At 62.8% G+C, this 26,287-nt stretch carries 19 protein-coding genes; 6 read left to right on the forward strand and 13 right to left on the reverse strand.

What is annotated here, in order from left to right:
- Together IG178_RS13255 and IG178_RS13260 are read right to left on the reverse strand one after the other, a co-directional pair.
- On the reverse strand, positions 1-1,259 hold a 1,259-nt coding region (locus tag IG178_RS13255; RefSeq protein WP_193213041.1), incomplete at its 3' end, for an outer membrane protein assembly factor BamB family protein.
- Positions 1,260-1,322: 63 nt separating this feature from the next.
- Entirely contained in the window at positions 1,323-2,366 is a 1,044-nt protein-coding gene (locus tag IG178_RS13260; RefSeq protein ID WP_193213042.1) for a BPSS1187 family protein, read from the reverse strand.
- Between the two features lie 117 nt (positions 2,367-2,483).
- On the opposite strand from IG178_RS13260, the gene IG178_RS13265 reads away from it, so the two are divergent.
- Positions 2,484-3,203: an RluA family pseudouridine synthase gene (locus IG178_RS13265; protein WP_193213043.1), complete on the forward strand. Its 720-nt coding sequence runs from the start codon at positions 2,484-2,486 to the stop codon at positions 3,201-3,203.
- A 63-nt stretch (positions 3,204-3,266) separates the two neighbouring features.
- Positions 3,267-3,578, forward strand: a complete 312-nt coding sequence (locus IG178_RS13270; protein WP_255518970.1) for a zinc ribbon domain-containing protein YjdM — start codon at positions 3,267-3,269, stop codon at positions 3,576-3,578.
- Here IG178_RS13270 and IG178_RS13275 read toward each other — a convergent pair.
- Positions 3,559-4,893 (reverse strand): MFS transporter, encoded by a 1,335-nt coding sequence (locus IG178_RS13275; protein ID WP_193213045.1) that lies wholly within the window; start codon positions 4,891-4,893, stop codon positions 3,559-3,561. The two genes, IG178_RS13270 and IG178_RS13275, sit on opposite strands and share 20 nt — an antisense overlap.
- A 61-nt stretch (positions 4,894-4,954) precedes the next feature.
- Positions 4,955-5,995, reverse strand: a complete 1,041-nt coding sequence (locus IG178_RS13280; protein ID WP_193213046.1) for an arabinan endo-1,5-alpha-L-arabinosidase — start codon at positions 5,993-5,995, stop codon at positions 4,955-4,957.
- A 174-nt stretch (positions 5,996-6,169) separates the two neighbouring features.
- Between IG178_RS13280 and IG178_RS13285 the strand changes: the two genes are divergently transcribed.
- A complete protein-coding gene (locus tag IG178_RS13285; RefSeq protein WP_193213047.1) occupies positions 6,170-6,973 on the forward strand; it encodes a hypothetical protein in 804 nt (267 codons plus the stop codon).
- 103 nt (positions 6,974-7,076) lie between these two features.
- Positions 7,077-8,036 carry a LamG domain-containing protein gene (locus IG178_RS13290; protein ID WP_193213048.1) on the forward strand — a complete coding sequence of 320 codons (960 nt, stop codon included), beginning with the start codon at positions 7,077-7,079 and terminating at the stop codon, positions 8,034-8,036.
- A gap of 12 nt (positions 8,037-8,048) precedes the next feature.
- Here the strand turns inward: IG178_RS13290 and tnpA are convergent, their stop codons facing one another.
- From tnpA to IG178_RS13325, 7 genes are all read right to left on the reverse strand, one after another.
- The gene (gene tnpA, locus IG178_RS13295) at positions 8,049-8,501 is read right to left on the reverse strand and encodes an IS200/IS605 family transposase (RefSeq protein WP_193213049.1); all 453 of its coding nucleotides are present in this window, start codon (positions 8,499-8,501) and stop codon (positions 8,049-8,051) included.
- A gap of 401 nt (positions 8,502-8,902) precedes the next feature.
- Positions 8,903-10,051, reverse strand: coding sequence for a hypothetical protein (locus IG178_RS13300; RefSeq protein ID WP_193213050.1), 1,149 nt, complete (start codon positions 10,049-10,051; stop codon positions 8,903-8,905).
- 24 nt (positions 10,052-10,075) lie between these two features.
- Complete coding sequence (gene thiC, locus IG178_RS13305; protein WP_193213051.1) at positions 10,076-12,052, reverse strand: phosphomethylpyrimidine synthase ThiC; 1,977 nt, start codon at positions 12,050-12,052, stop codon at positions 10,076-10,078.
- 239 nt (positions 12,053-12,291) lie between these two features.
- Complete coding sequence (locus IG178_RS13310) at positions 12,292-14,895, reverse strand: c-type cytochrome domain-containing protein (RefSeq protein ID WP_193213052.1); 2,604 nt, start codon at positions 14,893-14,895, stop codon at positions 12,292-12,294.
- Positions 14,896-15,020: 125 nt separating this feature from the next.
- A complete protein-coding gene (locus IG178_RS13315) occupies positions 15,021-15,629 on the reverse strand; it encodes a hypothetical protein (RefSeq protein WP_226895415.1) in 609 nt (202 codons plus the stop codon).
- Between the two features lie 75 nt (positions 15,630-15,704).
- The gene (locus IG178_RS13320; protein ID WP_193213054.1) at positions 15,705-16,178 is read right to left on the reverse strand and encodes a hypothetical protein; all 474 of its coding nucleotides are present in this window, start codon (positions 16,176-16,178) and stop codon (positions 15,705-15,707) included.
- Positions 16,179-16,271: 93 nt separating this feature from the next.
- Positions 16,272-19,004: a PSD1 and planctomycete cytochrome C domain-containing protein gene (locus tag IG178_RS13325; protein WP_226895416.1), complete on the reverse strand. Its 2,733-nt coding sequence runs from the start codon at positions 19,002-19,004 to the stop codon at positions 16,272-16,274.
- 405 nt (positions 19,005-19,409) lie between these two features.
- Here IG178_RS13325 and IG178_RS13330 point away from each other — a divergent pair, with 405 nt between their 5' ends.
- Both IG178_RS13330 and IG178_RS13335 read left to right on the forward strand, forming a co-directional pair.
- A complete protein-coding gene (locus IG178_RS13330) occupies positions 19,410-21,797 on the forward strand; it encodes a DUF5060 domain-containing protein (protein ID WP_193213055.1) in 2,388 nt (795 codons plus the stop codon).
- Positions 21,794-22,429, forward strand: a complete 636-nt coding sequence (locus IG178_RS13335) for a PEP-CTERM sorting domain-containing protein (RefSeq protein ID WP_193213056.1) — start codon at positions 21,794-21,796, stop codon at positions 22,427-22,429. The genes IG178_RS13330 and IG178_RS13335 overlap by 4 nt, the downstream gene beginning before the upstream one ends.
- 10 nt (positions 22,430-22,439) lie before the next feature.
- On the opposite strand, the gene IG178_RS13340 is transcribed toward IG178_RS13335, so the two are convergent.
- Both IG178_RS13340 and IG178_RS13345 read right to left on the reverse strand, forming a co-directional pair.
- The gene (locus IG178_RS13340) at positions 22,440-24,917 is read right to left on the reverse strand and encodes a PPC domain-containing protein (RefSeq protein ID WP_193213057.1); all 2,478 of its coding nucleotides are present in this window, start codon (positions 24,915-24,917) and stop codon (positions 22,440-22,442) included.
- Positions 24,914-26,245 carry a DUF1501 domain-containing protein gene (locus tag IG178_RS13345; RefSeq protein ID WP_193213058.1) on the reverse strand — a complete coding sequence of 444 codons (1,332 nt, stop codon included), beginning with the start codon at positions 26,243-26,245 and terminating at the stop codon, positions 24,914-24,916. The genes IG178_RS13340 and IG178_RS13345 overlap by 4 nt, the downstream gene beginning before the upstream one ends.
- Positions 26,246-26,287 lie beyond the last annotated feature (42 nt).

Genomic DNA, 26,287 nt, shown 5'->3' on the forward strand with positions numbered 1-26,287 from the left:
TTCGTGCCGAAGCAGAAGAGATGCTTGTCGCTTCGCACGAAGAGACGTCCATCGACCGATGCAGGGGAGGCAATCACGTTTTCTTCGAGCGGAAACGACTGTAGATCCGTCAGTCCCTCGCTGCTTAGACGTCCCGTGATGATCGTGCCGTCCTCCCGGACCGTGTAGAAGTGGTCGCGAATGGTTACCGGGGAAGCATAATAGGCGTGCACCGACTTGGGAAGCTGGCTTTCCCATAACTGTTTGCCGGTATCGGCGTCGAGGCAGGTGAGCCGGCCCCGCTTTGGACCCGAATCCTTCAGGACGAGCACCTCATTGTCGCGGAGGATTGGGGTGACGGCGTCGGTTCCCAGCTTCCCGGTTTTCCAGAGCCACGCGGCTTCTCCCTTGGCGCCCCGGCGGATACCTGCCAGCCCCTCACCCCGGTTGTAGGGGACGACGGCGAGCCCAGCGCGGACGACCGCAGATGCAATGACCCGTTGGTGCTTGGCATCTTCGGGAATGAAGCCCGCGCACTCCCATAGCAAGTTCCCGCTGCTTGCATCGTGGGCGGTGAGGTGGCGGCCACCCCAGGAAATGACCTGCTCTCTGCCCTCGACCTCAACGACGTGGGGCGTCGTATAGGCATCACCGGATTCCGGTGCCGAAGGATAGTTGCGTTCGGTCTTCCAGGAGACTTCTCCGGTCTTCTGATCGAATGCGACAAGGTAGGAGCTGCCTTCCGTTTGCATCACGGCGATCACGATGTTGCCGCCGGCAAACACAGGTGAAGTTCCCTGGTCCCACCACAGGGTGTCCTTGCCGAACTTTTCCGGTAAATTCAGCTGCCAGAGCAGCTTGCCCGCGAGGTCCGTGACCGCGAGGTTCCCGGACTTGAAATAGGACACGACGATGTTCCCGTCGGTGATCGGAGAAGAGTTCGCGGCGCTTCCTACGCGCTGTCCGCGGCCTGGCACGAGGTCTCCGATCTCGATCCGCCAGAGCTCCTTGCCATCCTTGTCGAATGCAAGGATCCCGTCCTTGTCGCCGATCGGGCAAGTTACGAAGATCCGGCTCTCCCAGATGATGGGGGTCGAGCATCCCCGTCCGGGCAACTCTCTTTTCCAAAGCAACTTTCCCTGCAGGTCGAGTGGCGGCGGCGTATGCATCGCGGCACCGTTCACTTCCGGGCCCCGCCATGCGGGCCAGTTCTCGGCGCTGATCAGTTGGCCGAATGAACCCAGGTAAAACCCGAAGCCGAGGAGAGCGAATGTTTTCATCGTTTTCCTATACGATTGATCGGTGCCGCTTCAAACAAATGGATTGAATGGGGGGCGATAGGGTCAGCGGACAGGGAGCCGTTGATTCATTCTCACGGTGGGATCGGGAGGAACAGGGCGGCCGGTGTCTTCTACGGGATGGGTAAAGAGGTAACGCCAGACAGGCTCGTAGGCGTAGTTTCCTCCCTGATCCTTTGGCGCCTTGCCGCCGGGGACCACCGCGCCATGGGCCCGGTTGGGGTCGCTCTTGACGTCGGCATGGCTGACCAGCCGGCGGCTGTTCCCGAATGGTGGTGGGGCTGAATCGACATCGACGAGCGGCCCGAATTGTTGGAGCCGGAGCATCTTCCATGACCTCGGGTAGTGATCATTCTTCCAGCCGTCGTCCAGGATGTGCGTGAACCCGAAGAAGCGGTTGGCTGGCGTGGCAGACGGCAGGGATTGCCAGGCTTCGTATTGGTCCCGCGGCCCGGAGAACATCACGACGCGATCGACCCGGACTTCCTTGGCCATGCGCGCCGCCGTGGTGGAGCCGTGCGAGATGCCGCTGAGGATGACCTTGTCCCAGATCAGGTCGCGCCCGCCGGGAGCGAGGAACTGCTTCCAGTTGCCCTCGGGGTTCTCCTTGTCGAGCCACTTCACGAAGGCGACGGCGCGGCCCATGATGCTGTCGGGGTAGGGGATTGCGACGGCCCTGCCGAGGTCGCGTCCGGTGGCGGCCTCGAGGCGGACCTTGGACAGGAACAGGTCATCGGCCGGCGGATCGTTGCCGTAGAGCTTGGCGAACCAGCCGTTGGCGTAGTGGACCTGGATGGCGTGGAGCCCGTAGCCCGAGAGCCGGTCGAAGAGCTGACCGTTGTGGCCCATCAGCCAGATCACCAGCTTGCCCTGGTCCGGGACGCGGGTGTCGACGGCGGCGTGCTCCCAGTCGCGGGGCTTGGACTTGCTGCCGAACACGAAATCGATCTCCGGGTGCTCCTTGGCGCGGGGGTCGATCTCGCTGGCGCGGGCGCGGAGCTGATAGCGTTGTGGCTCGGGGTTCGCGGAAAGGTGCGCAGGGAAGAAGGCCGCGAGCAGCAGGCAGGAGAGGGTTTTCGGAAGTGGCATGGTGGGAGCGCTTGACCGATTGCTACGTGGAAGCTCGTGTTTCCTTCCATTTGATGAGGAAAGAGGCAATTGGCCTTGATGTGGAGGCGTTCAGGCCGGTCAATCGCGTTTTCCGGGATGGCTCCGCTTCACATTCTCTATCAAGACGACTGCCTGGTGGCCATCGACAAGCCGGCCGGGATGATCGTCCACCCCGGGCGCGACCCCGAGGGCCCGGAGTGGATCGTGATGAAGCGGCTGCGGGATGAACTCGGCCGCCAGGTCTTCCCGATCCACCGCCTCGACCGGCCGACCACCGGGGTGCTGCTGTTCGCCTTGGACAAGGCGACCTCGACCCTGGCTCAGCAATTTTTTGAATTGAGGCGGGTCCAGAAGCGCTACCTGGCGGTGGTCTGTGGCATCACGCCGGAGCGTTGGGTCTGTGACACGCCCTTGCGCAAGAAGCTGGAAGAGCCGGCGCTCCAGGCCGAGACCTCCTTCGAGCGCTTGATGGTCGCGCCCGCCGGTTCCTTCTCCGGAGACTCGAGGCTGAGTCTCTCACTGCTCCAGGCCAGTCCGAAGACCGGCCGCTTCCACCAGATCCGCCGCCACTTGCTCGAGGCCGGGCTGCCGATCGTCGGCGACTTCCGCTACGCCGGTCGCGAGCGCAGTCACGAGCTGGGCGAGATCCTGGGAACGGACACCCGCATGCTGCTGCAGGCGCGATCGCTGGAGCTGCCGCATCCGCGGGAGGAGGGGATGCTGCGGATCGAGGCCCCGGTCGATCCCGACATCTGCAAGTGCTTCCCGGCCCTCGCCGCTGCCCCGGTCGAGCCGGTGGAAGCTGCGAACGCTTGAGTTCGTCCGGCCCGTGGCATTTGCTGCCCGGCGATGAGCCAAGCAAGTTGCCCGCTGTGTGAGATGTCCGACATTTTGACCCATGCCGATCACCTGGAGTGCCTGACCTGCGGCCACGAGTGGGAGCTGCCGGCGGAGGAGGAACCGGCCTTCGAAGAGCGGGTGGTGAAGGACGCTTACGGCAATGTCCTGGCCGATGGTGATGTGGTGGCGATGATCAAGGATCTCAAGCTGAAGGGCTCGTCCGATGTTCTCAAGGTCGGCACCAAGTCGAGCCTGATCCGGCTGGTCGACGGCGACCATGAGATCGCCTGCAAGATGAACGGCATTGCGATCGGCCTGAAGGCGATGTTCGTCAAGAAGGTGACCGGGTGACCGGTGAACTGCCGCCATCGCCGGGCAGCGGGGCGTAGGGCCGCGGATCGGCCGACCCTGGCTGGGGGCGCTTCTCGACCGAGCGAATCAGGCTGAGGTAGGCGAAGGTGCCGACCAGGTAGAGCGCGGCGGTGGTCAGGAAGACCTGCCAGTATGGCAGCTCGTGGGCGCGCAGGAACTGGAAGGTGCGGGCGGCCAGCCACCAGGCGCCGCTCCAGATGGCGCCGCCACAGGCGCTCATCAGTTCGCGGTTGCGTTCGCCGACGTAGCTCATCGTCAGCTCGCTGGTCGATGGGCCGGCCATGCTCATCAGCGGCTGGCGCAGGATGAAGCAACTGACCGCCAGCGGCAGGGCCCAGGAGGCGGCGCGGACAAGTTCGGTCAGGCCCATCACGGCGAGCAACAGCACGGCGACCGATTGCACCCCGAGGATGGCGCCGCGCCAACCGAGCCGCCGTTTGACCTCGGGCACGATCAATCCGGCGAAGAGCACCAGCAGATTGCTGATCGAGCCATAGGCCGAGTAGTCGCGCGAGCTCATCTCGTGGACGTGGCTAAAGAAGAGGTTCAGGAACTGGATGCTGAGCCCGGCGCCGGTCGCGATGCAGAGCGTCGGCACCAGCGAGCGGGCGAGCACCGGCAGGTCCTCGCGGTGGATGTGCAGCCAGTGGCGGTTTGATTTTTCCGCCGGCACCGGGTCGGGCAGGCGGGCATAGAAGAGCGGCGCGGCGAAGGCCACCAAGGTCAGGAACAGCAGGGTGGCGTGTTCGTCGAAGACCACCGAAACGCTGTCCCATTCGATCCGGCCGATCGCCTGCAGCCCGGTCGAGAGCAGCCCGCCGCAAACGCTGGCGGCGGCCCAGGTGGCGAACAGCAGGCTGAGCGCTTCGCTCGACTGCTCCTCCGGGGTCAGCCGCAGGGTCATCGGCAGGCTGGCGACATTGAGCAAGAGGCCGGCGAAGCCCATCGCCAGGAAAGAAGCCGTGGCCGCGGGCATCAGGCCGAGTCGCACGGTCTCGATCGAGGCCAGTGCCGAGAGCGGGAATAGAATGGACCCGAACAGCAGGGTCCGTCTCAGCGGCCTGCCGCGCAGCCACAGCCCGGCGGGAACGGCCAGGAACAAGGTGGCCAGGAAGCGCTGCGAGCCCAGCGCCGCGATCGCCGGGTCGTCGAGCCCGCGGTCCTTGAGGAAGAGATTGAGCAACAGGAACTGGGCGGAGGTGATCAGGTTGATCAGGAACTGGCCCGCGGCGAAATGGAAGACCGGCCGCGGCAGGGAGCGGTATCTTTCCAACCAAGCAGGCAAGCGCGGCATCCGGGCGCCTTGATGAGCCCGACCCGGTCGAGACGCAAGGATTTGCAGCTCGCAGGTCCCTTCAGTCGCCCTTGCCGTCACCCGTGCCTTCGGGCGGCCTGACGGCCGGCCAGCCGTCGTCGCTCCATGTCACCGGCATCACGGCCAAGGTGGCCTTGCCTCCCATCCGATCATCCGCCTCAAAGTGACAGCTGAACCAACTTCTGCCGCCATGCCCGATGATCCCGGCGTGACCGGGGCCGGTGAGGGGACCGTTCTTCACGTCGAGGACCATGGTGCCCCCGCCGTCCATCATCCGTGAGCCGTCCTTGGCGACATAGGGGCCGGTGATTGTTTTGCTGCGTCCAACCTTGATGTGATAGGTGCTTTTGTTGCCCGCGCAACAATTGCCGCGGTTCAGGAAGAGGTAGTAGAAGCCGCGATGCTTGTAGATCCATGGTGCCTCGATCGATGGCCCGGCAGCGATCGATGTCATGGGTTCCTCCGGATGCAGGCGCTTGCCGGTCTTGGGGTCGAGTTCGACCAGCTTCAATCCGCTCCACTGCGAGCCGAATGACAGCCACAGCTTGCCGTCGTCATCGTGGAAAACCGAGGGATCGATCGTGTTGAAATCACCATCGGTGAAAGATTGGACCACCGGGCCTTGGTCGGTCCACTGGTAGTCCGGGGCGGCGGGATCCAGCGTTGGCGATGTCGCGAGACCGATGGCCGAGCGCATGGCTCCGAAACTTGACACGGAATAATAGAGCAACCAGCGGTCGCCGATCTTCATCAAATCGGGTGCCCAATAGACGCCATCATTTTCGGGAACCTCCCGGGCGATCCAATCTGGAGCTTCCTTGAAAACCGCCGGTCCCCGCTGCCATGTGACCAAGTCATCCGAATGGAGCGAAGGAACACCCCGCCCGGTGAAAAAGCACCAGTAGGTGCTGCCGTCCCGGACGATCGTCGAGGGATCGCGGGCCGTTACGCCACGGCTGGCCGCGGCCTCGAGCGGGCCTCCCGGAGTGCCGTAGCCGGGCTCCAGAGCCGCAACGATCGCGCCCAGTGCAAGACAAACATGGGGAAGGGGTGGCAAGGCCCGGAGGAACTTCTCACGCATGGGGGCAACACAGGAGCCGGGATCGCGGTGGGCAAGGGAAAAGTCCTGAGCTGTCAACCATGGTTGGAACTTGGCCCGGCGTTTTGACCCGATGCCGAGTGGCAAGGTGAAGTGGGAGGAGACGTGCTTATCTGGAGTTGTAACGCTCCCGCCGGATGGTCTTGGATGTTGGCGATGAGCGTCGGGAACGATTGCCACAACAAACCCTACCGGGCTCTCGATCCCGAGAAGCTGGTCGGCGCGGCGTCGCGCCTGGCCCTCAAGATCGAAGCGATCTTTCCCGACAGCGGCCTGGCCCGGCTGTCGCGGGAGGTGGCCTGTCTGACCCGCGAAACGGTGGTCCGGCTGACCTTCATCCAGCGCCCGAACTGGCCGCTGCGCATCGGCGTCGCCGTACTGGTGGTCATCGCGGTGCTCGGCCCGCTGCTCTTCTCCGCGATGCTGCAGTTCCGCGAAACGATCGGCAGCCTCGGCGACTTCCTCGAGGCGACCGACGCCGGCATGCAGATGCTGTTGTTGCTGGGCGGCTCGATTCTTTTCCTGGTGAGCTTGGAAAGCCGGATGCGCCGCAACCGGGCGCTGGAAGCGATCGCCGAATTCCGCTCGATGGCGCATCTGGTCGACATGCACCAGATCAACAAGGACCCGGGCATCGACCTGCGGCCGCCGCCCGAAGGCATCGACCGCCGGACGGTCCGCAGCGATGCGCAGCTCGAGGTCTATCTCGACCACGCCAGCGACCTGCTTTCATTGATTGGCAAGCTCGCCGCCTACTATGGCCAGCACCTGCGTGACCGGGTGGTGCTGGATGCGGTGAATGAGATCGAGACCCTGACCACCGGCCTGTCGGCGAAGCTGTGGCAGAAGATCCTGCTGGTGCATGAACTCTGCCGCAATCACCGGCCGGCGGCGCTTGTCTCCGTTGACGGAAGGCCGCGCAAGGGGAAAGGCGAAGTCGGAGCCTTGTCCCCGCCTTGAGGGCGGCGGGCGAGTGACATTCTATTCACGCGGGAGCCGGCGGATTGCCTTGTGAATTCGGATCCGGCGGACATGGTATTGGCCACTCAGGTAAAAATATCCGATGAATTCTGCCCGCACTTTGTCAGCTGTCGTTACCGCAACGATCCCCCTGCTGCTTGCCGCCGCGAACGCCGATACGCTTTGTATCAACAGCGGGAGCATGGGGCTGGACGGGGATGCGACGGACACTTCCCTGGTCACTCTTTTCAAGCCCGGTGCCATTGCCGCCGGCGGGGACTTCTCCACCGAGTATGGGATCGATGGGAACCAGAACGGCGCCTACAGCCGGCTGTCCCACAAGGCGGTGCTGAATACCGCCGCTCCTTTCTCGATCGAGTTTTGGGCATATCCCTACTCGAGCGACAACGACGATGCGCCGGTGGACAACCGGATCGCGGTCGGCGACCGCTCGGGCTGGGCCTTCTTCCAGCGGGCCGCGGGCACGGGCTGGAATTTCCGGATGTACAACGGGGTCGGCAGCCAGATGGCCTTCAACCTCACGGGCGGGACCTCGACCTTGTTCGCCTGGAGCCATGTCGTCGCGACCTGGGATGGCTCGGTCGCCAAACTCTACGTCAACGGCGTTGCGACCAATGCCCTCAATGACATTCCCGCCGGCCAGTCGACGACCTACAATCCCAGCACCACCGCCACCTTGACCCTCGGGGCGCTGGGGGACAATTCGAGCCCGTACCGCGGTCAGGTGGATGAAGTGGCCTTCTACTCGACGGAATTGAGCCCGGCACAGATCGCCGCCCACTACAGCACCGCCTCGAGCCCGGTGGCCGGGGCCTACAGTGCCTTGGTGCAGAACGACGGCGCCTTGGTGTATTACCAGCAGAACGACGCGAACGTCGCCATCGCCAATCAGGGAGCGGACAAGGTCGTCAGCTTCCGCGGCATCCTTTCCCAGTCGGCCGACCTGAGCGAGGAAAGCTGGACGGACCTCGAGGTCACCAGCCCCTACACCGTGACCCCGGGCCCGGGCACCCCGCGCCTGTTCTTCCGGGCGCGGCGCTGAGTTGCGGTTCGCCTAGTCCCAGACGTACTGCTCGTCGAAATCGATCCCGTACTTCCCAAGGAAGTACCGGTATTCGTCCTGGAATGAGCGGGTCTTGTGATGCTCTTCCTGGGCATCGATGTAGGAGATCACGGCGTCCCGGTCGCGCGGGCAAATGGAGAAGGCAGCGTAGCCGCGCTGCCAGGAGAACTTGGAAAGCGCGGGGGAGCGGTCCTTGAGCCACTTCGAGGAGGATGTCTTCAATTCTCCGATGAGATCGGCGATGGAGACGGTGCGGGAAAGGCGGACCGCGAGGTGAACGTGATCGGCCACGCCGCCGACGCGGTAGCATTCCCCGTCACCGTGGCGGGCGACGGTCGCGAGATAGGCATGGAGATCCGGGCGGACCGCCGGGGTGAGGAGCGGCATGCGGTCCTTGGTGCTGAAGATGACGTGGACCAGGGTCAGCGAAAGGGATTGCGGCATGATGGGGAGGGAGATTGCCGGTGCTTCGGATCGGGCGGGCCGTTGGCCCTTGTTCTTGTGGGTGGCCGTGGAACCTAGGCCTGCGGCCTAGGCTGGTATGGCATGGGCCCTTGGCCCGGAAGAGATTCGCGGACGGAGGCATGAGACGAATCGAGACTTCCGATGGCAAGACGGCTTTCAAGCGCCGAAGTGTTCTTCGCCCGATGACAGCCACGTCATTCCAGCGCCAAAGGCGCGAACCATACCAGCCTGGGCTCACGGCCCAGGAATCGGATCGAGGACGAAGTGGAGGGCTAACGGCCCGATCCATTTCGAGGCAGGGAAAGGGTCGATTGTAAAACCGCGAGAACCGACCCGAATCATGTGAATCCGGGAGAACCACCCCTTTCAAATGCCCCCGTTCAATGTGTGCGGAAAGTAATGAACATACGCGAATTTCTGGGAGAGGGCCACCCCAGCTTCTTCCTCAAGGAGTGGCTTGCCAGCCCCTTTGCCCATTCATGCCCGTTGACCACGTCGAGGACATAGAGGAGATCCTCAACCACCTCCATGGCTTCTTGAAGAGAGATGGCATCGGGAGGCATGCGCCCTGTATGAGCAAGCTTATTTCGAGCTGCGACAATGTCGTCTACTTTCTTAAAGTGTCCGTTCAGGTCTGGCCAAAAGCTCAGAGGAGTTCCTCTTTTTCGGTGAAGTTCAGGCAAATAGTACTTCAGCAATTTCCTGATCGGAGGCGAAGGTGCCTCCTCAAGCAACCAGTCTACGTCGGGGGCAATGGCGCTTATCGAAGTTTTAATAGCCGTCTCTAGACCGGCCGTCATAATGAGAAAAGCACTGCGTGAAGATTCCTGAGAAATGGTCGCGGCTTCTCGCAATAAAGTATGTCCAAGCGGCTCCGACATCTTTGGATCGTTCCAAAGGGCCGACACATCTTTTCGATCTTCATCCGCGTAGCTGAAACCGAGCAGGCAAGGTCCTGTGAACTCCTGAGGTCCTCCGGGGAGCGGAGCCAAATAAAATTTCGACTGGCCCGTGTTCCAATAAAGTGCGGAATGCTCAATCAGCTTGCTCTGTGCATCGCAGTTTTGTTGCCAGCGCAATAGCTTCAGAAATCGAGTCAAATGGCCTAAGAGTTCGTCTTCAACCCGATTGAGCTGTGTTTCGATGTCTTCCGGGCATTGATGCCGGCGTGGAGAGAATCGCTCGCTTAGGTAGCCATCACCATCCACGTACAGATTACCGTTGCTCAGAAGTGGTAGCTTGAGGGACTTCGGAACACGAAGTAGGCGCCTGTCCTGAATAAGCGCATTTGCAAACTCGACTTGATCGTGAGAAGCATCAATCGATTTGGAGACCTTGCACTTCAGGCCTTCGCGGTGGCCATCAGGATCGTCTTCAGGGTCATGAGCCTCAATGGTGATTCGAAGGTCACTTCCATCGTCGGGGTGGAAAACCAGGCGCGGCTTCTCTGCTTCCTTCCAACCATGAAAATGCATTCCCGATACCTGAGCTTCCAATAGGTATGCGATTCGCGCTTTGATCGCAGTCATGATTTCCGATTGATTCAGGGACCGCTACGCCGGCGTGTAAACCTCCGCACCCTTCTCGACGAATTCCTGGCTCTTCTCGGCCATGCCTTTTTCGAGGGCTTCCTCGTCGGAAATCCCCTGAGCGGCGGCGTACTGGCGGACGTCCTCGCTGATCTTCATCGAGCAGAAGTGCGGGCCGCACATCGAGCAGAAGTGGGCGGTCTTGGCGCCTTCCTGCGGCAACGTTTCATCGTGGAACTCGCGGGCGCGCTCGGGGTCGAGGCCGAGGTTGAACTGGTCTTCCCAGCGGAACTCGAAGCGGGCCTTGCTGAGGGCGTTGTCGCGGTACTGGGCACCGGGGTGGCCCTTGGCGAGGTCGGCGGCGTGGGCGGCGAGCTTGTAGGTGATGACGCCTTCCTTGACGTCGGCCTTGTTCGGCAGGCCGAGGTGTTCCTTCGGCGTGACGTAGCACAACATGGCGCAGCCATACCAGCCGATCATGGCGGCACCGATGCCGCTGGTGATGTGGTCGTAGCCGGGGGCGATGTCGGTGGTAAGGGGGCCGAGGGTGTAGAAGGGCGCCTCGTGGCACCACTCGAGCTGCTTGGCCATGTTCTCCTCGATCATGTGCATCGGCACGTGGCCGGGGCCTTCGTTCATGACCTGGCAGCCTTTCGCCCAGGCGCGCTTGGTGAGCTCGCCCTGCACCTCGAGCTCGCCGAATTGGGCCTTGTCGTTGGCGTCGGCGATCGAGCCGGGACGCAGGCCGTCGCCGATCGAGAAGGAGACGTCGTAGGCGGCGCAGATGTCGCAGATCTCGTCCCAGTGGGTGTAGAGGAAGTTCTCCTTGTGGTGGGCGAGGCACCACTTGGCCATGATCGAGCCGCCGCGGCTAACGATGCCGGTCATGCGGCTGGCGGTCATCGGCACGAAGCGCAGCAGCACCCCGGCGTGGATGGTGAAGTAGTCGACGCCTTGCTCGGCCTGCTCGATGAGGGTGTCGCGGTAGAGTTCCCAGGTCAGGTCCTCGGCCTTGCCGTTGACCTTCTCGAGCGCCTGATAGATCGGCACGGTGCCGATGGGCACCGGCGAGTTGCGCAGGATCCACTCGCGGGTGGCGTGGATGTTCTTGCCGGTGGAAAGGTCCATCACCGTGTCGGCGCCCCACTTGGTGGCCCAGCGCATCTTCTCGACCTCCTCCTCGATCGACGAGGCGACGGCGGAATTGCCGATGTTGGCGTTGATCTTCACCAGGAAGTTGCGGCCGATGATCATCGGTTCGCATTCCGGGTGGTTGATGTTGAGCGGAATGATGGCGCGGCCGGCGGCGACCTCGCTGCGGACGAATTCGGGCGTGATTTCCTTGGGGATGCGCTGCGGGAAGCGGCCGAAGATCGATGGCGTGTAGGGGCTGTCGGGCGACTGGGTGGAGCCGGCGTGCTGCTTGTCGAGGTGGTTGCGGACGATGTCATCCTTCATGTCCGCGATCTGGGCGCGGCGCATGTTCTCGCGGATGGCGATGAACTCCATCTCGGGGGTGATGATGCCCTGGTCGGCGTAGTACTTCTGGGTGACCGGCTTGCCGGTGGCGCGCAGTGGCTGGCGGCGCTCGGCGGTGAGGCCGGGAAACTCGACGAACTTGTTGGCGCGCTCCGACTTCGAGGCGAACTCGACGTGCTTCTCGGTGAGGTAGCCGTTGTCCTGTGGCTGGACCTCGCGGCCGTCGTAGGCCTCGACGTCGCCGCGGCCGAGGATCCAGTCACGGCGCAACGCCGGCAGGCCCTGGTCGGAGGTGCCGGTGAATTCCGGGTCGCCCCAGGGACCGGAGCAGTCGTAAACGCGGACCGGTTCGTTCTTCTCGATCCGGCCGTTGAAGGACTTGGTGTCGTTGAGGGCGATCTCGCGCATCGGCACGCGGACCGAGGGGTGGAGCTGGCCTTCGACATAAACGCGGGTCGAGGCGGGCAGCGGGGCGCGGGATTCGTCGTGGCTGGAGCCGTTGGTTTCGTCGGGCGAGATCATGGTATTGGATGGTGGAAGAAAACGAAAAGGCCGCGCTGGAAAAGGAGCGCGGCCAAGGCAGGAACGGGATTGGACGAGCTTCCTAGGGCGGTGCGACCCGCATCAGGTTCGGAGGATTTTCGCCGCGGGCGCCGGCCGTTCTCAGTTCCGCGATCGGGGAACTCTCCTGTCGTGTGACGGGACTCTATGCGGCCGGGCGAGCCTGCCAAGTGAGAAGTGGGTCCTCGCGAAGCAGGGGGCTACTTGCCCGTGGCAAGGGCGAGATAGCGGGCCTTGAGGTCGTCCGCCTTGGCCCGCAATTCGTGGGCGGCGGGAAGAGCTTGGTCGACTTCGGTCTTGGCCTTGGCGAGATCAGCGGAGGTGGCTGCAACTTTGGCTTCGAGACCGGCTATCTGGGCACGACAGGCCTCAATGGCGGCCTTCGATTCCTCCAGCGACTTCGGATCGGCGGCGGGCTCGGCACCGGTGAGGGCGCCGAGCTTGTTCTCAAGGTCAACGAGTTCCCGGCGCCTGGCTTCGAGACCGGTGTTCTGTTCGCCGAGCGACTTGGCCAGTTCTTCGAAGCCGGCGACGAGATCCTCGGCTTCAAGTGATCGCAAGGTCGCTTCCGCGTTCGCCTTGATCGCCTCGGCATTGATTGCCGCGGCGGTCCAGTGTCGTTCTCGTTCCTGAAGCTGTCCCAGCCGTTGCTTGGTCTGTTCGAGCGCGGCAGTGGCGTCGTTGGCCGCTTTCTCCACCGGGCCGACGGCGTCGCGGGCGGGCTGGATGGCGGCTTCGCGCTCCTTGATTTTGCCTTCGGCGGCAGTGGCTGCCTGCTCCGCGCCGACCAAACTGGCGGGGAGGGTTTCCGCATCCTTGGCCAATGCGGCCACCTCGGCGTCGAGCTTCGCGGTTTCCTCCCCGGCGGCTTTCCGGCGATTCTCGATCTCGGCAAGCACTCCTTGCTCCCGGGCGCGTTCGGAGCGGGCTTCCTCGACGGAACGGGCGGCCGCTTCGGCGACCGGACGTTGCTCGTTGACCGCCGCCTCAAGTCTGGGAATGGCGTCGTTGCGGTTTTCGGCGCGTGCCTTTGCCAACTCGTCCTCGCGACGTTTCAACTCGGCCGCAGCCGTTTGGCTCGCCTGGTCGGTGCTGGCGATGCGTTGATCCACCGCGGAAATGGCGGCCTTCTTCGCCTCGACCTCGCGATTTGCTTCGTCGAGCCGCCCCCGGGCCTGGGCGGCCTGATCGCGCTTGCCGGGAAGCTGTTCGTTGGTCTGCTTGAGCCGCTGCTCGATCTCCTGCTTGCCCTTGAGCGCAGCGGCGTGGAGTTCGCGCGATTGGTTGAGGGCGGCTTCGGCGTCGCCGAGATTCTTGCGGGCCTGCTCGAGTTGTTGGGTGGCGTTCGTGACGGTGCTTTCCGCCGCGGTGACGGCTTCCGGGTGCTTGCGGATTTCCTCCCGCAACGCGGCGAGGCGTTTCTCGATGGAGGGGGGATTGCTGTCGAATTGACCCGCTGAATTCCCGCTTTCCACGTCCCACGCGGTGATCTGGCCGCGGTAGTCGGCGGCAAAGACACGCTTGCCTTCGCTGTCGAATGCAACCGCCACGGGAAGGTCGGGCTGATCCTTGAATTCGCGAAGCAGGTTGAAGTCGGGCTTCCAGACCTTGACCACCTTGTCGCGACCTGAGGTAACGAAGGAGCCGTCGCGGGCCCAGGCAAAGGCGAGTACGCCGCCGCCGTGGGCATCGATCTTCCGCACTTCGCTGCCTCCGTTCATCTCCCAAAAGCGGACGGTGCCGTCTTCGGAAGCACTCGCGAGGAGGTTCGAATCGGCACGGAACGCGACGGTCGTGATGCCCGCCTGATGGGCGCGTAAGGTGTGAAATTCGTTGCCGCTGTCGGCCTCCCAGACCCAGACACCGCCGTTGCGATCACCGGTCGCCAGCAGGACTCCGTCAGGCGAGAAGTCGAGGGCGGTGACCCAGTCGGTGTGCTTTTTGATCGATTTGATCTGCGAGCCGTCCTCCGACTTCCAGGTCTTGATGAGTCGGGACGGGGAGCCGGTGGCGACCATCGAGAGGTCCGGCTTGAGATCGGCGGCGAGCACGCTGTCGAATTCCTTGCCGGCCACCAGCATGCGCTCCCCGCTGACCACGTCGAAGGTGACGGTCAGGCCGGATTTTCCCGGGACGCCGCCGCCGACAATGAGATAACGGGCATTCGGAGTGAAGGCGAGGGAGACCGGATCCCCCTCGGGGAAGGGCAGGACGCCTGAAAGCTCCAGGGTCCGGGTATCGAACAAAAGTACCTGCTTCTGACCGGTGACGGCTAGCAAGGGGGCCCACGGCGAAGCCGCCATGGCGTTGACCGAGGAGGCCCGGGGGGCCAGTACCGGGGGATCGAGCAGGACGTGCTCGGGCATGGGAGGGGGACCGTCCGGCTTTGCGTCGGGGGCCGAAGCGAGGGCGGTGTCGAATTTCGGCTTGGACGGCTTGCGGGCGGAGGAGCTCTTGTTTTCCAGGAGTCCGCCTTCGATCCAGGCTTTCAGAAGATTGATCTGCTCGCTTCCCAGCTTGTCACCCTCCGGCGGCATCTTCGGCTCGGCGGTCTGCAGGACCACCGCGATGAGCTTTGATCCGGTGTCACCGGGCTCGGCGATCTTGCCCCCGGAGCCTCCTTTCATCGCGCCGGAGAAGGTCGACAGGTCGAGGCCGCCCTTTGCTTTGTCCGGATTGTGGCAGTTCAAGCACGACTGCTGGAACACGGGCAGAACATGATCGTCGTAAGTGACCTTGTCCTCGGCGACGAGGGGTGACATCAGGGCGAACAGCGCGGCGGTGATGGAAACGGAATTTGCCAAACCGCAGGCGATACGTGGCCATGGGCCACGATTCTTGCTGAAAATGAAAACACGTTCCGCGGAAACAAAAACCCCGGCACCGAAGTGCCGGGGCAGGTGACAACAAACAACCCAAGAGTCCGGTGTCAGGCGCTGAGAGGGAACCGGAGTCCGAACACGGAAGAAATCGTCCCGATGAGGAGAGGCAACTTGGAAACTGAATCTCCTTCGAGGCAACGGGCGAAAAAGTAGAACTGGTGGTGTTCCGGAGTGTGAAAGAGAAATCCGGGAACCGTCATCATGAGTGCGGCAAGGATGCCGGGCACCGTTGAGACGATCATGAACATTGCCGCGCGGCGGCTGAAGCGTCCGCGAAGGAGGCGCTTGGGTCCCTCCACGAACCAGTTTCGGAAGTAGGCAGCGTCAATCTGGCCGAAGTGCTGCTGCACGAAGCGCGATTCCGCGACCCACTGACGGACCTCCCCGGCTTGTTTGCGCATCTTCCGGAGAAAGGCGGGGGGCCGCCGATGATTTCCAGCGGCTTCCCGCAGTTGTGCCGTGGCAGTTGCGATGGTCTCGCATTCGCCTTCGGAGGTGGAAAGGTGGGACAGCATGACCGTTTGGATACACGCGATCGCGTAGGTAGACAATCCGAAAAAACTAAATTTGAACGTTCCAGAAGCACTGTTGTCGTAAGCTGATTGGCTGCGAGCGGTGTGCTTTGCCCAAGGCTTGGATCGTTGGAGCACAACCATTGCCTGCCGATTCATCGCCTGTTCGATGAATCGGCGTGAGTTTCTAGCTCGTCGGATCGGCAGAGGTGACCGGGCCTAGAAGTGAGCAAGCTTGCTCGCATCGAGAACGACTTCCCGAAGCTGCTCCTGAAGTTGCTCCAGCGGAGTCTTCAGCTCGCTCTTGAATGGATGAATCCGGACGATCGGGGTTGCTTCATCGGATTCCTCCCAATCGATCACCGGGTGATCCAAGCGGCTGCGGAGCAGCCTCTCGGCTTCTTGTCGAACCCGCTCAGGGATCAGGCCTGCATTGAGGGTGACGACGGCGCGTTGTTCCGTCGGTATTTTGCAGCGGGCATCGGCTTCGATCACCAGATCGCCGGTATGGGGATCCATCCGGACCATTGAAACGGTGACTTCCGATTCGTATCCACTGAGATTGCGTGCCACGTCGTCGGGAATCGCAATGCGGTCTCCCACGGTGGGATGTTGTTCAAATTCGCGGTTCCAGTCCGCGATCCTTGTCTTGCCGTCCTTCACGACGACTTGGTTCTTGGATTTCGTCTTCATGGTAGATGATTTGGCGGTCTACCATTGGACCATCGCCCCGGGCCTGCTTCAAGGAATTCTTTGACCGGGGACGAGTTTCGCGGGATTGCGTTGCTAGTGGTTGAAAATGAACTCCTTTGAGTTCAGGAGCGCCCAGAACACGTCATTCAGGACCTGTTTCTTCTCGCCGTCGTTTTTGCCGGCATCCACCGCCGAAAGCAGGGCTGCTTTCTCATCGGAAGTCGGTTTCCGGCTGAGCGTCCTGAGGTAGAGGTGACGGACAATCTCTTCGGGCGCGAGGCTCTCTCCCCAGAGTTTTTCAACGATCTTGCCGTTCTGGATGCGGTTGTGGGTCGCGTCGCCGTTCAGCAGGTGCAAGGCTTGCGAGAGGTTGGGTTCCATCTTCACCTCGCAGGAGCAGACGGTCGCACGGGAAGCGCGGCCGAAGGTGGTGAGGAAATAATTGGAAGTATTGCCGTCGGCAATCTGGACCGCATTCGAGCCGAGCGGCAGCCCCTTGAACTTGTTCGGTGTCTTGGTTGCCTGAGAAATGCAGTCGAGCAGGACCTCTGCGCGGACCCGGCGGATCATTGCCCGGGAGAAGTTCCGGGTGTCGGTCTCGTTGGTTTCGTTGGTCTGGCTGGAGAGCTGATAGGTGCGCGAGGTGCAAATGTCGCGGACGAGCCTGCGGACGTCGTAGTCGTACTCGATGAACTTGGTGGAAAGCGCTTCCAAGAGCTGCGGGTTGGCGGGCGGATTGGAGATCCGGACGTCATCGACCGGGTCGGTAATGCCGACGCCGAAAAAGTGGGACCACACGATGTTGGCGACATTCTTCGCGAACCAGGGATTGTCGTTGGAGGTGAGCCAACCGGCCATCGCTTCGCGGCGCGATTGCTTCCCGAAGTCGTCCGGCGTCGGGGTGCCCAGGAATCGGGGTTTCGCGTTCTCCTTGGTGACCAGGTGCTGCACCTCGCCGCCGCCGTCGAAAATGATCCGCTCGCGGGGATCCTCGGCGTTCTTGCGCTTCACCTGGGCGAAGAAGGAGGCGAAACCGTAGTAGTCGTCGACGGTCCAGCGGTCGAATGGGTGGTTGTGGCACTGGGCGCACTGGATGCGCGTGCCCATGAAAACCTGGGCGACGTTTTCGGTGAGTTTCAGCACGTCCTGCTCGACCTGGAAAAAGTTGGTCGGCGGGCTGGCAAAGGTCCCGCCTTCGGAGGAGAGCAACTCGCGGACAACCTGGTTGAACGGAACATTGCCGGCGATGCGGTCGCGCAGCCAGTTGTAGTAGCCGAGGGCTGCCTTGTAGGAAACTTGCTGACCGCCGTTGTTGAAGGTGCGGATCTGGAGCAGTTCGGCCCATTTCATCACCCACATTTCGGAGAACTCCTTGCGGGCGATGAGCTCGTCGACCAAGGCCTCGCGCTTCCCGGGGTCATTGTTTGCCAGAAACTTCTCCCGCTCCGGGATCTCGGGCAGCCTGCCGACGACATCGATGTAGACCCGCCTGAGGAAGGTCTCGTCATCACACAATGGCGCGGGGATGACGCGGAGCTTGTGGAGCTTCTCGTAGACCGGTTTGTCGATGTAGTTGAACTCGGGGAGCTCCGGGCGGGTGTAGGTGCTCTCCTTGGGAATGACGATGGCCTGGGCCACCTCGGTGAAGGTCATGAAGCGGCCGAGGAGGAAGGCCTCGCCGCGTTTCTTGGAAACGGAGAGGCCGCTGTGCAGGTTGATGGCGACGGAGTTGTCGTTCGAAGTCGAAAACGAGGAGAGGGTGCTGACGTCGCGGTCGGTGCCGTCGGAGTACGTGGCCTTCACCGTGAAAGGGGTCTCGAGGCCTTCGCCCTGAAGAACCAGCTGGCTCGGCTCGATGGTGATGCCGGTGGGGCGGGCGATCTCTCCTTGGTCGTATTCTGCGCCGGACCGGATCCAGTCCACGAGGGTCTGGTACGGGGCGCTGTCTTTTTCGAACAATTTGCCGCCGGTGTGGGGCACGGCGCCGGTCGCCTTGGTGACCAGCAGCGATTCCTCCGGCAGGGCGAGGTTGATGCGGCGACCGGGGTTTTCCCGGGTCAGCCGGAAGTGGTCGCCCTTGGGGTCGAACCCGAACAGCGTCAGGTGGAAGCCGTCCTTGCCCCGGGCGGAGCCGTGGCAGGAGCCGGTGTTGCAGCCCGATGAGGTGAGCACCGGCATGACGTCGAGTTGGAACGACACCGGACGGGGTTTCTCCGCGTCCTTCACGGTGACCGGGACTTCGGTTTTCAACCCGCGGTAGTCGATGACGAGGGTGGTGGTGCCGTCCTTGAGCGGCTTGAGGGTGGTGCCGGTCAGCTTGGCGATGGTGGCGTCGGCGACGCTCGCCTTGACCTGGCGGGTGATGTCCTGGGTGGCGGCGTCCTTGAATCTCGCCAGGATCAAAACCTTGTGGAAGTCCGCAGCCGTCTCAAGGGACACGGACTTGGGAAATGCTTCGATGACCTCGATCGACGGGTCGGGGGCGGCATCCCAGTTGGGAAGGGCTGTTTTCGGTCGGGGTGCCATCACGATGCCGTCCGGCCACGGCGCCCCTTCCTTGAGCCAGGCTTCCAAGGTTGCGATTTCATCCGCGGAGAGTGGTTTCCCTTTGGGCGGCATGATGTCGTCGTCGTCCTCATCCAGCTTGGTGCGAAGCAGCAGCTCCGATTGCTCGAAGTGCTCCGGCGCGATCGCAGGGCCGGAATCGCCTCCCGAAATCATGCTTTCACGGGTGGTGAGGAGGAGGCCGCCCTTGGACTTGTCCGGGTTGTGGCAGGAGAGGCACTTGGTCTCCAACACCAGCCGGGCGCCCTCGAAGGTCTCCATGGCGGTGCCGGTAACCACTTGGGTGAGCGCTAGAGCGAGGAATGTTGACCTGGGGCAAGCCGGACGCATCCAGCCGTTACGGCATGAATGAACCGATTCTCGCATGGGATATCCAAGGTCGGCAGGTTTGCGCGATCTGCAGTGAGAGCTTGGGAGAGGGGGGGGCTGAAACCTCCGCTTGTCGTGCCTATGTGGGGCGGGCGAGGGAGGCTGTCGTCTTTTTTGAGAAGGGGGCGCGGAAGGTGGGGTTTCGCGAAGCTGAAGAATTTTTGAGGTCTTTTTATCGGAAATGTGTCAAAAACTTCACAATTGCGGGCGCTGATCTTATTTATTCATTGTGAAATTAAATTATTTTAAATAATTTAAAGCCGTCGATTCCAGACACGCATTCATTTCTCCCCCTCGATGAAGTCGTTTTTATTTGTAGTCGCGGCTGCGCTGCTAGCCGTTCAGGCGTCCCGGGCCGGCGGCGTTGCTTTGGAAGGTGAGCTCCGCAAGTGGCATAAGATCACGCTGCGGTGCACGGGTCCCGAAACCAGCGAGACCTCGGTTCCGAATCCGTTCACCGACTACCGGTTGGATGTGACGTTCTCCCACCCGGCTTCGGGCCGGGTCTATCGTGTTCCCGGATACTTTGCGGCCGATGGAGATGCCGCGAATACCGGTGCGACCGCCGGAAATGTATGGCTGGTCCATTTCTCTCCCGATGCAACGGGAACTTGGAATTACACGGTTTCGTTCCGTGGTGGCGAGGGGATTGCGGTGAGCGGCGACCCCGCCGCCGGGGACTCGGCCGGGGGATCCGACGGGGCGATGGGCAGCTTCGAGGTGGAAGCCACCGACAAGACCGGCCGCGACCTTCGTGGCAAGGGACGGCTCCAGTATGTGGGACGGCATCACCTGCGTTTCGCCGAGACCGGCGAGTTCTACCTCAAATGCGGGACCGACTCCCCGGAGAATCTCTTGGCATACGCGGACTTCGACGACACACCGAATGCCGGCAACCGGCGCAAGACGTGGAGCGCCCATCTGCAGGACTACGATGAAGCCGAGGCGGCGGAGTACACTTGGTCCGGCAGCGGGGGAGAACCGCGGGGTCGCGGACTACTCGGGGCTGTCCATTATATTTCGTCGGAGGGCCTCAACGGGATCTCGTTCCTCTCGTTCAGCCTCGATGGCGATGACGACAACGTGTTTCCCCATCTGATCAATTCGGAGGAGACCTTCGGGACGAGCGGCGCGGATACCCGGTGGGACGCCGGCAAGGTCCATCACACCCGCTTCGACGTCTCGAAGCTCGCCCAATGGGAGAAGGTGTTTTCCTACGCGACGATGAAGGGCCTGTTCTTGCATTTCAAGACCCAGGAAACGGAGAACGACCAGAAGATGGATGGCGGTGACCTGGGCCTGGAGCGCAGGGTCTACTACCGGGAGCTCGTGGCCCGCTTCAGTCATCATCTGGCCGTTGAATGGAACCTCGGGGAGGAAAACTCGAATACCGACGAGCAGCGGCGCGCGTTCGCGCAGTGGTTCAACGACAACGATCCCTACCGGCACCTCGTCGTGATGCACACGTATGGTACCAGCCAGAACGGCTACATCGCGTTGCTGGGTGGCGGCTCGAAATTGTCGGGAGCGTCGTTGCAACCGGACGACGATGCCGTTTTCAGCCGGGTCTTCCCGGAGTCGAAGCGTTGGGTCGATGAATCCACGTCGAAGGGCAGGCCTTGGGTGGTGGCCTGCGACGAACCGGGACTGTCCAGCGAAGGCCTCCGCCCTGATTCGGATGCAGGCTCCAATCACCACTTCGCCCGCTTGAACGCCCTGTGGGGCAATGTGATGGCGGGCGGTGGCGGCGTGGCCTGGTACTTCGGATCGGGCTACTCCCATTCCGACATGACCTGTCAGGACTTCCGCAGCCGACACTCCTTCTGGCCGGACTGCCGGATCATGCTCGATTTCTGGATGAACCGGGGAATTCCGTTTCATGAGATGGTCAACGACGACTCGCTCGTCGATGATCCTGATAGCCATTGTCTCCACGCCGTGGGGGAGCAGTATGTGGTTCACCTAAAGGGCGGCGGATCCACCTCGCTCGATCTGACGGAGGTCGCGGGAACCTTCGAGGTGTTGTGGTACGACCCGCGGATCGGCGGCAATTTCCAACAGGGGACGGTGACCACCCTGGCGGGTGGTACGGACGCAAGCATTGGCTCCCCTCCGTCCGACCAGACCGAAGACTGGCTGGCGCTGGTTCGTCAGGTCACGGCGAACACGCCTCCGGTGTTTGGCGGGCTCTCGCTGTCGACGAAGCACCAGACCCCGGCAACCATTTCGGTTCCCAAGCTGTTGTTTGCTGTGAGCGACAATGAAGGTGACCCGGTGGACGTGACGTCGGCCGGCCCGGCTTCGGCAAGCGGGGGGGCGGTGACGCTGGGCGCGGGTTCCTTGGTCTACACCCCGCCCGCCGGATTCTCCGGCACCGACAGCTTTTTCGTCACCGTCAGCGACGCTTCAGGAGCCTCGACATCGGGGATGGTGTCCGTGGTCGTCGGACCATCCCATGGCGGCGGCGGTCCGGGTTTGAATCCGCCACAGCTGGTCGCGGAGGGCGGGACGATGGTGGTGAGCTTCCACGCCATTCCGGGATTCCAGTATTCGATCCAGCGATCGGTGGATCTTTCGCTGTGGGAGACCATTTACACGGGCACCGCGGACTCCACCGGAAGGCTGGAATTCGTCGATGCCAATCCGCCCGAACCGCAAGCCTACTACCGATTGGACACGCCATGAAAGCTCCACTCCTAGGTTCCCTCCTGCTCGCCCAGCTTGCGCCCGCTGCCACCGTGGTCTCGGACCTCTGGGATGTCTCCGCGGTGATTCCCGATAACAGCGCGACGGGCTGGTCGGACACCCGCTACATCAGCTCGGTTTCCGTCGAGATCACGAACGTCGAAGTCTATCTGGAGACAACGGGCGGGTTCAACGGTGATCTGTACGCCTACCTCACCCACGACTCCGGGTTCAGTGTCCTGCTGAACCGGGTGGGGAGAACCGAGAGCAATCCCGATGGTTCTTTCACCACCGGCATGAGCGTGGTGTTCTCGAATACCGCCGATGAAGACATTCATTCCGCAGTCTCGATGTACGGGGTCTACCAACCTGACGGGAGGAATGTTTCCCCGCTCACGGTCACCGAGACCGTCGAGAGGACGGCGACCTTGATGGGTTTCAACGGCCTCGATCCCAATGGCGGTTGGACGCTCTTCGTGGCGGACGTCTCGCCGGGTTACGAGGCAACCGTGGTGAGCTGGGGGCTCACGGTGACCACCAGCGAGGCGGTTCCGGAGCCCTCGACGATCATCGGGGCCGGTGTCATGTCGCTGCTGGCGATGTTCCGGCGGCGGCGCGACCGGAACTCCTAGAGAACTGGGGTCAAGGTGCCTTGTTGCGTTGGCGAAGTTGCTCGAGCCGTGAAAGCGGTTTCTCCGCCGCCGGCTGGGGTTCGTTCTTCGCCTGCGCTTGCTCGGGCGGTGGTGGCGGGGCGTTTTCGGGCGGTTTGTCGATCCGGAGGGTGCCGCCCTGGCCGACCTGGTGAAGGATGGTCTGGCCGTTTTCAGGAACCTTGATACGGCAGAACAGGCCGTTGTGCTTGCCGACCGCCGCATCGGCCGCGATCTCGACCGGGAAGTTCAGCTCGGCCTGGCCGTGGGTGAACGAGACGGGCTGGGTGGTCGCGCCATGGGGGAGTCCGAGCATTTCCGCGGTGGCTTCCCCGGAGAAGTCCCCCTGGTAGTCGACCTTGCAAATCACCGTGGTCGGCTTGCCTTGTTCGGTGGCCGCCATGTCAATGGCCATGCCGAGGTAGGGCTCGGCGATGCGCAAGGTGGCCATGGCGGTCGAGACAAGCACCGGGCCTTTGGGGGTGTTCGCCTCACCGAGGACGCAAACCGGCCACTCGCCGGGCGCGGCATCGTTGTTGGCGTTGATCTCGTAAAGCGCCTCGCTCTTGTCGCCAGGCATGGAGATGGTGTTAGGAGTGCCGATCCCCGGAGGATTCCAGAGAAACCTTAGCGTGATGGGTTCGGCGAACCCTTCGTCGCGGCGTGCTGTCACCTTGAGTTGCAGGGTGCCGTTTTTCACGATCGGGACGGCAGGTTGCTCGAGTTCCAGGTGGAAGGGCGCCTCATCGATCACGGCCACCGCCACCCGGTCGCTCCCGGCCGAATGATAGGCGCCCTGGTTGTTGATCTCGACGTGATGCACCACCTCGAGCAATTGCCCGTCGAGGGGCGGCGCGTCACCCGCGGACGTGACCTTGAAGCGGTGCAGACTGCCGGCGACCGTGGCGTCCGCGGCGGCCTCGAACACAACCGGCGTGGCGGTGACCGAACGGTTGACTTGCCTCGAGTCCATGGAAATCCCCGCGGGGAGGCTCTCCGCCTGAAGGTTCAAATCGCAGCCGATGTTCGCCCGCGTGAAATTGACCACCGTGGCGTATCGATTGCCGCGCGGGACGCCGATCATCTTCCATTTCTGGGAGTTGTTGCGTTCGACGACGGGCAGCGAGGCCGCGATCTCCGCGGGCCGCGGGAAGATCTCCAGCCGGTAGGTGAAGTCGGGGCCGCCTTGCTTCAATTGGTCCCTGACAACGGCGAGATACTCCCCGTCTTCCGGCGCCGCCCACTGGATGACCGGGTCCAATCCGCCCTGGTCGTCGTTGCTGACCAGGTTCTTGCCCCTGGCATCCCGTACCGAGAGGACCGCATCCAAAGGAGAGCGGAGCTCGCGTGCCTGGACCTTCAGTGTGAGGTTCTCGCCTTTCTTCGCCTGGAAGGAGAAAAAGTCGACATCGCCTTCCTCGCCGATGATCCCGTGACCAGCCGCCGGGATCGCGGGAAGGCGGGTTGCCTGCTTCGGATTGGAGTTCGGTTCCGATTCCGCGATGGATTCCCGCGGTGAGACCGTGATCCAGACCGGCGAGGGAACCGACAAGCCGTCCCGGGACGGGTACAACGGGAAACGCCCGTCCGCGTTCGCGGGAATGGTGATGTTTCCGGTGAAATCGCCGGCGGGATCGCCGATGAACTTGAACTCGACCGATTCGCCGGGCTTTGCCCCGGGCGGGAAAACGGCACGCGGGCGGGGGAAGGTGCCGATGTTCAGCCGATACTGGCAGCTGTCATTCCCTTCGTAGGCCGCTTCCCGGACAAGGACGCAGTAGTCGCCGTCTTCTGGGATGATCGTCGACACAAAGGGATCGGTCCGCAGCAGGGCGGTGTCGTCGCATGAGGCGATCTCGAATCCCCTGGGGTCGACGATCGCCACGTAGGCGTCGAACATGGTCCGTCCCAACCTCATCGCCTCGACCTCGGCGGTGAAGCGCTGGCCTTTCTTCAAACTACAGACGTAGTAATCCACGTCTTCGGTCTTGGCGACGCCCTGGACGGTCGTGTTGAGCTCGATCCGCTGGGCTTGTGCGGGGGTGTCGTTGGGATCCGCTTCGTTGACGGTCGGGAACTGGCCGACGAAGAAGGAACGCAGGAAGCTCACCCCGCCGCTGGTTCGCAGACGGAATTCATGTTCCCCGAGCGGGGCGTCGGGCTGGATGAAAATCCTCGCGGTGGCGTGCTTGTCGTTCTCGATCGCGATCGAGCGGACCTCGATGCCGGGTTCATAGGCCAGCAACTCCTGGAAGCCGTCGAGCCGCTCCCCGTGGAGATGGATCTCCAACTCGGTGCCCCGCTGGCCGCCGCGCGGTTCGATCAAGTTGAGGACGGGCGTGAAGCCGGCGAACAACGTCGAGTTCAGGACGACCGCATGAAGGAGGAAGATTCCGAAGCCGCTCTTCCTCCGAGTGCCGGGCTGCCATGCCGGCGTGCGGCGGGCTCTCGGTCGGAACAAGGCCTTCATGCCTTCTTTGCGAGCAGGAAATCGAGCACATGGCCGCCATCGACGATCTCGATCGGACGCCCGCCCGGTGCCATCAGCTCCTTGTCGGCGGTGATCCCGATCTGGTTGTAGATCGTCGTGGAGAGGTCGGCGACCGTGATGCCATCGGTGTCGACCTCGCCGCCAAGGGCGTCGGAGGATCCGTGGACATAGCCCTGCTTGAAGCCGCCACCGGCCATCATCACCGAAAAGACGTTCGGCCAGTGGTCGCGCCCACCGGTGGGGTTGATCTTCGGCGTGCGGCCGAACTCGGTGGTGACCATGACCAGCGTCGAATCGAGCATTCCGCGGCGGTCAAGGTCGCGGATCAGGGTGGCGATCGCCTTGTCCACCGGCGGCAGCTGGTTTTCGATGCCGCCCTTGATGTTGTCGTGGTGGTCCCAGCCGCCCACGGTCAGCGACACGAAGCGGGTGCCCGCCTCGATCAGGCGGCGCGCCAGGAGCATCCGTTGGCCGGGCTCGTTGCGACCGTACTCGTCCTTGATCGCATCCGACTCGGCTTTCAGGTTGAAAGCCTCGCGGGCTTTCTCCGATGAGATCAGCTTGTAGGCGTGCTGGTAGAAGGCGTCCATCGCGTCGATGGCGTCCGACTTTTCCAGCGAGCGGAAATGGGCGTCGACCGTTTCCAGCAAGGACTTGCGGCGGGCGAAGCGGAACTCGTCGCAGCCGCCCGGCAGGTTGAGATCGCGGACCTGGAAGTTCCCTTGTGCCGGGTCGGAGCCCAGGGCGAACGGCCCGTAGGCGGAGGAAAGGTAGCCTGATCCGGCGAATTCGTTCGGCACCGAGGGAACGCAGACGTAGGGGGGAAGGTTGTTGCGGGAGCCCATCTCGTGCGAGATCACCGAACCGTAGGAGGGATACTCGAGTGCCGGGGACGGCCGGTAGCCGGTGAACATGTTGTGGGTGCCGCGTTCGTGGGCGGCTTCCCCGTGCGACATCGAGCGGATGATGGTGAACTTGTCGGCGAGCTGGGCCAGGTCCTTCAGCTTCTCCCCGAATTGAACGCCGGGAATCTTGGTGTCGATCGCGCCGAACGGTCCCCGGTACTCGGAAGGTGCATAAGGTTTGGGATCGAACGACTCCTGGTGGGCCATCCCGCCGGGCAGGAAAATGTGGATGATGCCCTTCGCGACGCCTTCCCGGGTCTCGTAGAACTTCTGTTCACCGAACGCTTGCTGGCGCAGGAACTGGGGGAGGGTGAGGCCCAGCCCGCCGAGAAGGCCGACGTGGAGGAACTCGCGGCGCGAGGTGTAGCGGTCGAGCGGATTGCCGGGGCAGGTCGGTTTCATGGATGAAATGGAGTTCGCCGGGGGAGGCTACGCGTCCGGGGG

Origin of the sequence: Neoluteolibacter marinus (assembly GCF_014904755.1) — a bacterium.
Lineage (GTDB): Bacteria > Verrucomicrobiota > Verrucomicrobiia > Verrucomicrobiales > Akkermansiaceae > Haloferula > Haloferula marina.

What these genes read in the sequence shown, in the direction of transcription:
- thiC (WP_193213051.1), bottom strand. Translation starts at nt 12,052, where the DNA reads ATGATCTCGCCCGACGAAACCAACGGCTCCAGCCACGACGAATCCCGC.
- IG178_RS13300 (WP_193213050.1), bottom strand. Translation starts at nt 10,051, where the DNA reads ATGACTGCGATCAAAGCGCGAATCGCATACCTATTGGAAGCTCAGGTA.
- IG178_RS13290 (WP_193213048.1), top strand. Translation starts at nt 7,077, where the DNA reads ATGAATTCTGCCCGCACTTTGTCAGCTGTCGTTACCGCAACGATCCCC.
- IG178_RS13270 (WP_255518970.1), top strand. Translation starts at nt 3,267, where the DNA reads ATGTCCGACATTTTGACCCATGCCGATCACCTGGAGTGCCTGACCTGC.
- IG178_RS13275 (WP_193213045.1), bottom strand. Translation starts at nt 4,893, where the DNA reads ATGCCGCGCTTGCCTGCTTGGTTGGAAAGATACCGCTCCCTGCCGCGG.
- IG178_RS13285 (WP_193213047.1), top strand. Translation starts at nt 6,170, where the DNA reads ATGAGCGTCGGGAACGATTGCCACAACAAACCCTACCGGGCTCTCGAT.
- IG178_RS13335 (WP_193213056.1), top strand. Translation starts at nt 21,794, where the DNA reads ATGAAAGCTCCACTCCTAGGTTCCCTCCTGCTCGCCCAGCTTGCGCCC.
- IG178_RS13330 (WP_193213055.1), top strand. Translation starts at nt 19,410, where the DNA reads ATGAAGTCGTTTTTATTTGTAGTCGCGGCTGCGCTGCTAGCCGTTCAG.
- IG178_RS13340 (WP_193213057.1), bottom strand. Translation starts at nt 24,917, where the DNA reads ATGAAGGCCTTGTTCCGACCGAGAGCCCGCCGCACGCCGGCATGGCAG.
- IG178_RS13320 (WP_193213054.1), bottom strand. Translation starts at nt 16,178, where the DNA reads ATGAAGACGAAATCCAAGAACCAAGTCGTCGTGAAGGACGGCAAGACA.
- IG178_RS13260 (WP_193213042.1), bottom strand. Translation starts at nt 2,366, where the DNA reads ATGCCACTTCCGAAAACCCTCTCCTGCCTGCTGCTCGCGGCCTTCTTC.
- IG178_RS13345 (WP_193213058.1), bottom strand. Translation starts at nt 26,245, where the DNA reads ATGAAACCGACCTGCCCCGGCAATCCGCTCGACCGCTACACCTCGCGC.
- IG178_RS13280 (WP_193213046.1), bottom strand. Translation starts at nt 5,995, where the DNA reads ATGCGTGAGAAGTTCCTCCGGGCCTTGCCACCCCTTCCCCATGTTTGT.
- IG178_RS13315 (WP_226895415.1), bottom strand. Translation starts at nt 15,629, where the DNA reads ATGGTTGTGCTCCAACGATCCAAGCCTTGGGCAAAGCACACCGCTCGC.
- tnpA (WP_193213049.1), bottom strand. Translation starts at nt 8,501, where the DNA reads ATGCCGCAATCCCTTTCGCTGACCCTGGTCCACGTCATCTTCAGCACC.
- IG178_RS13265 (WP_193213043.1), top strand. Translation starts at nt 2,484, where the DNA reads ATGGCTCCGCTTCACATTCTCTATCAAGACGACTGCCTGGTGGCCATC.
- IG178_RS13325 (WP_226895416.1), bottom strand. Translation starts at nt 19,004, where the DNA reads ATGGAGACCTTCGAGGGCGCCCGGCTGGTGTTGGAGACCAAGTGCCTC.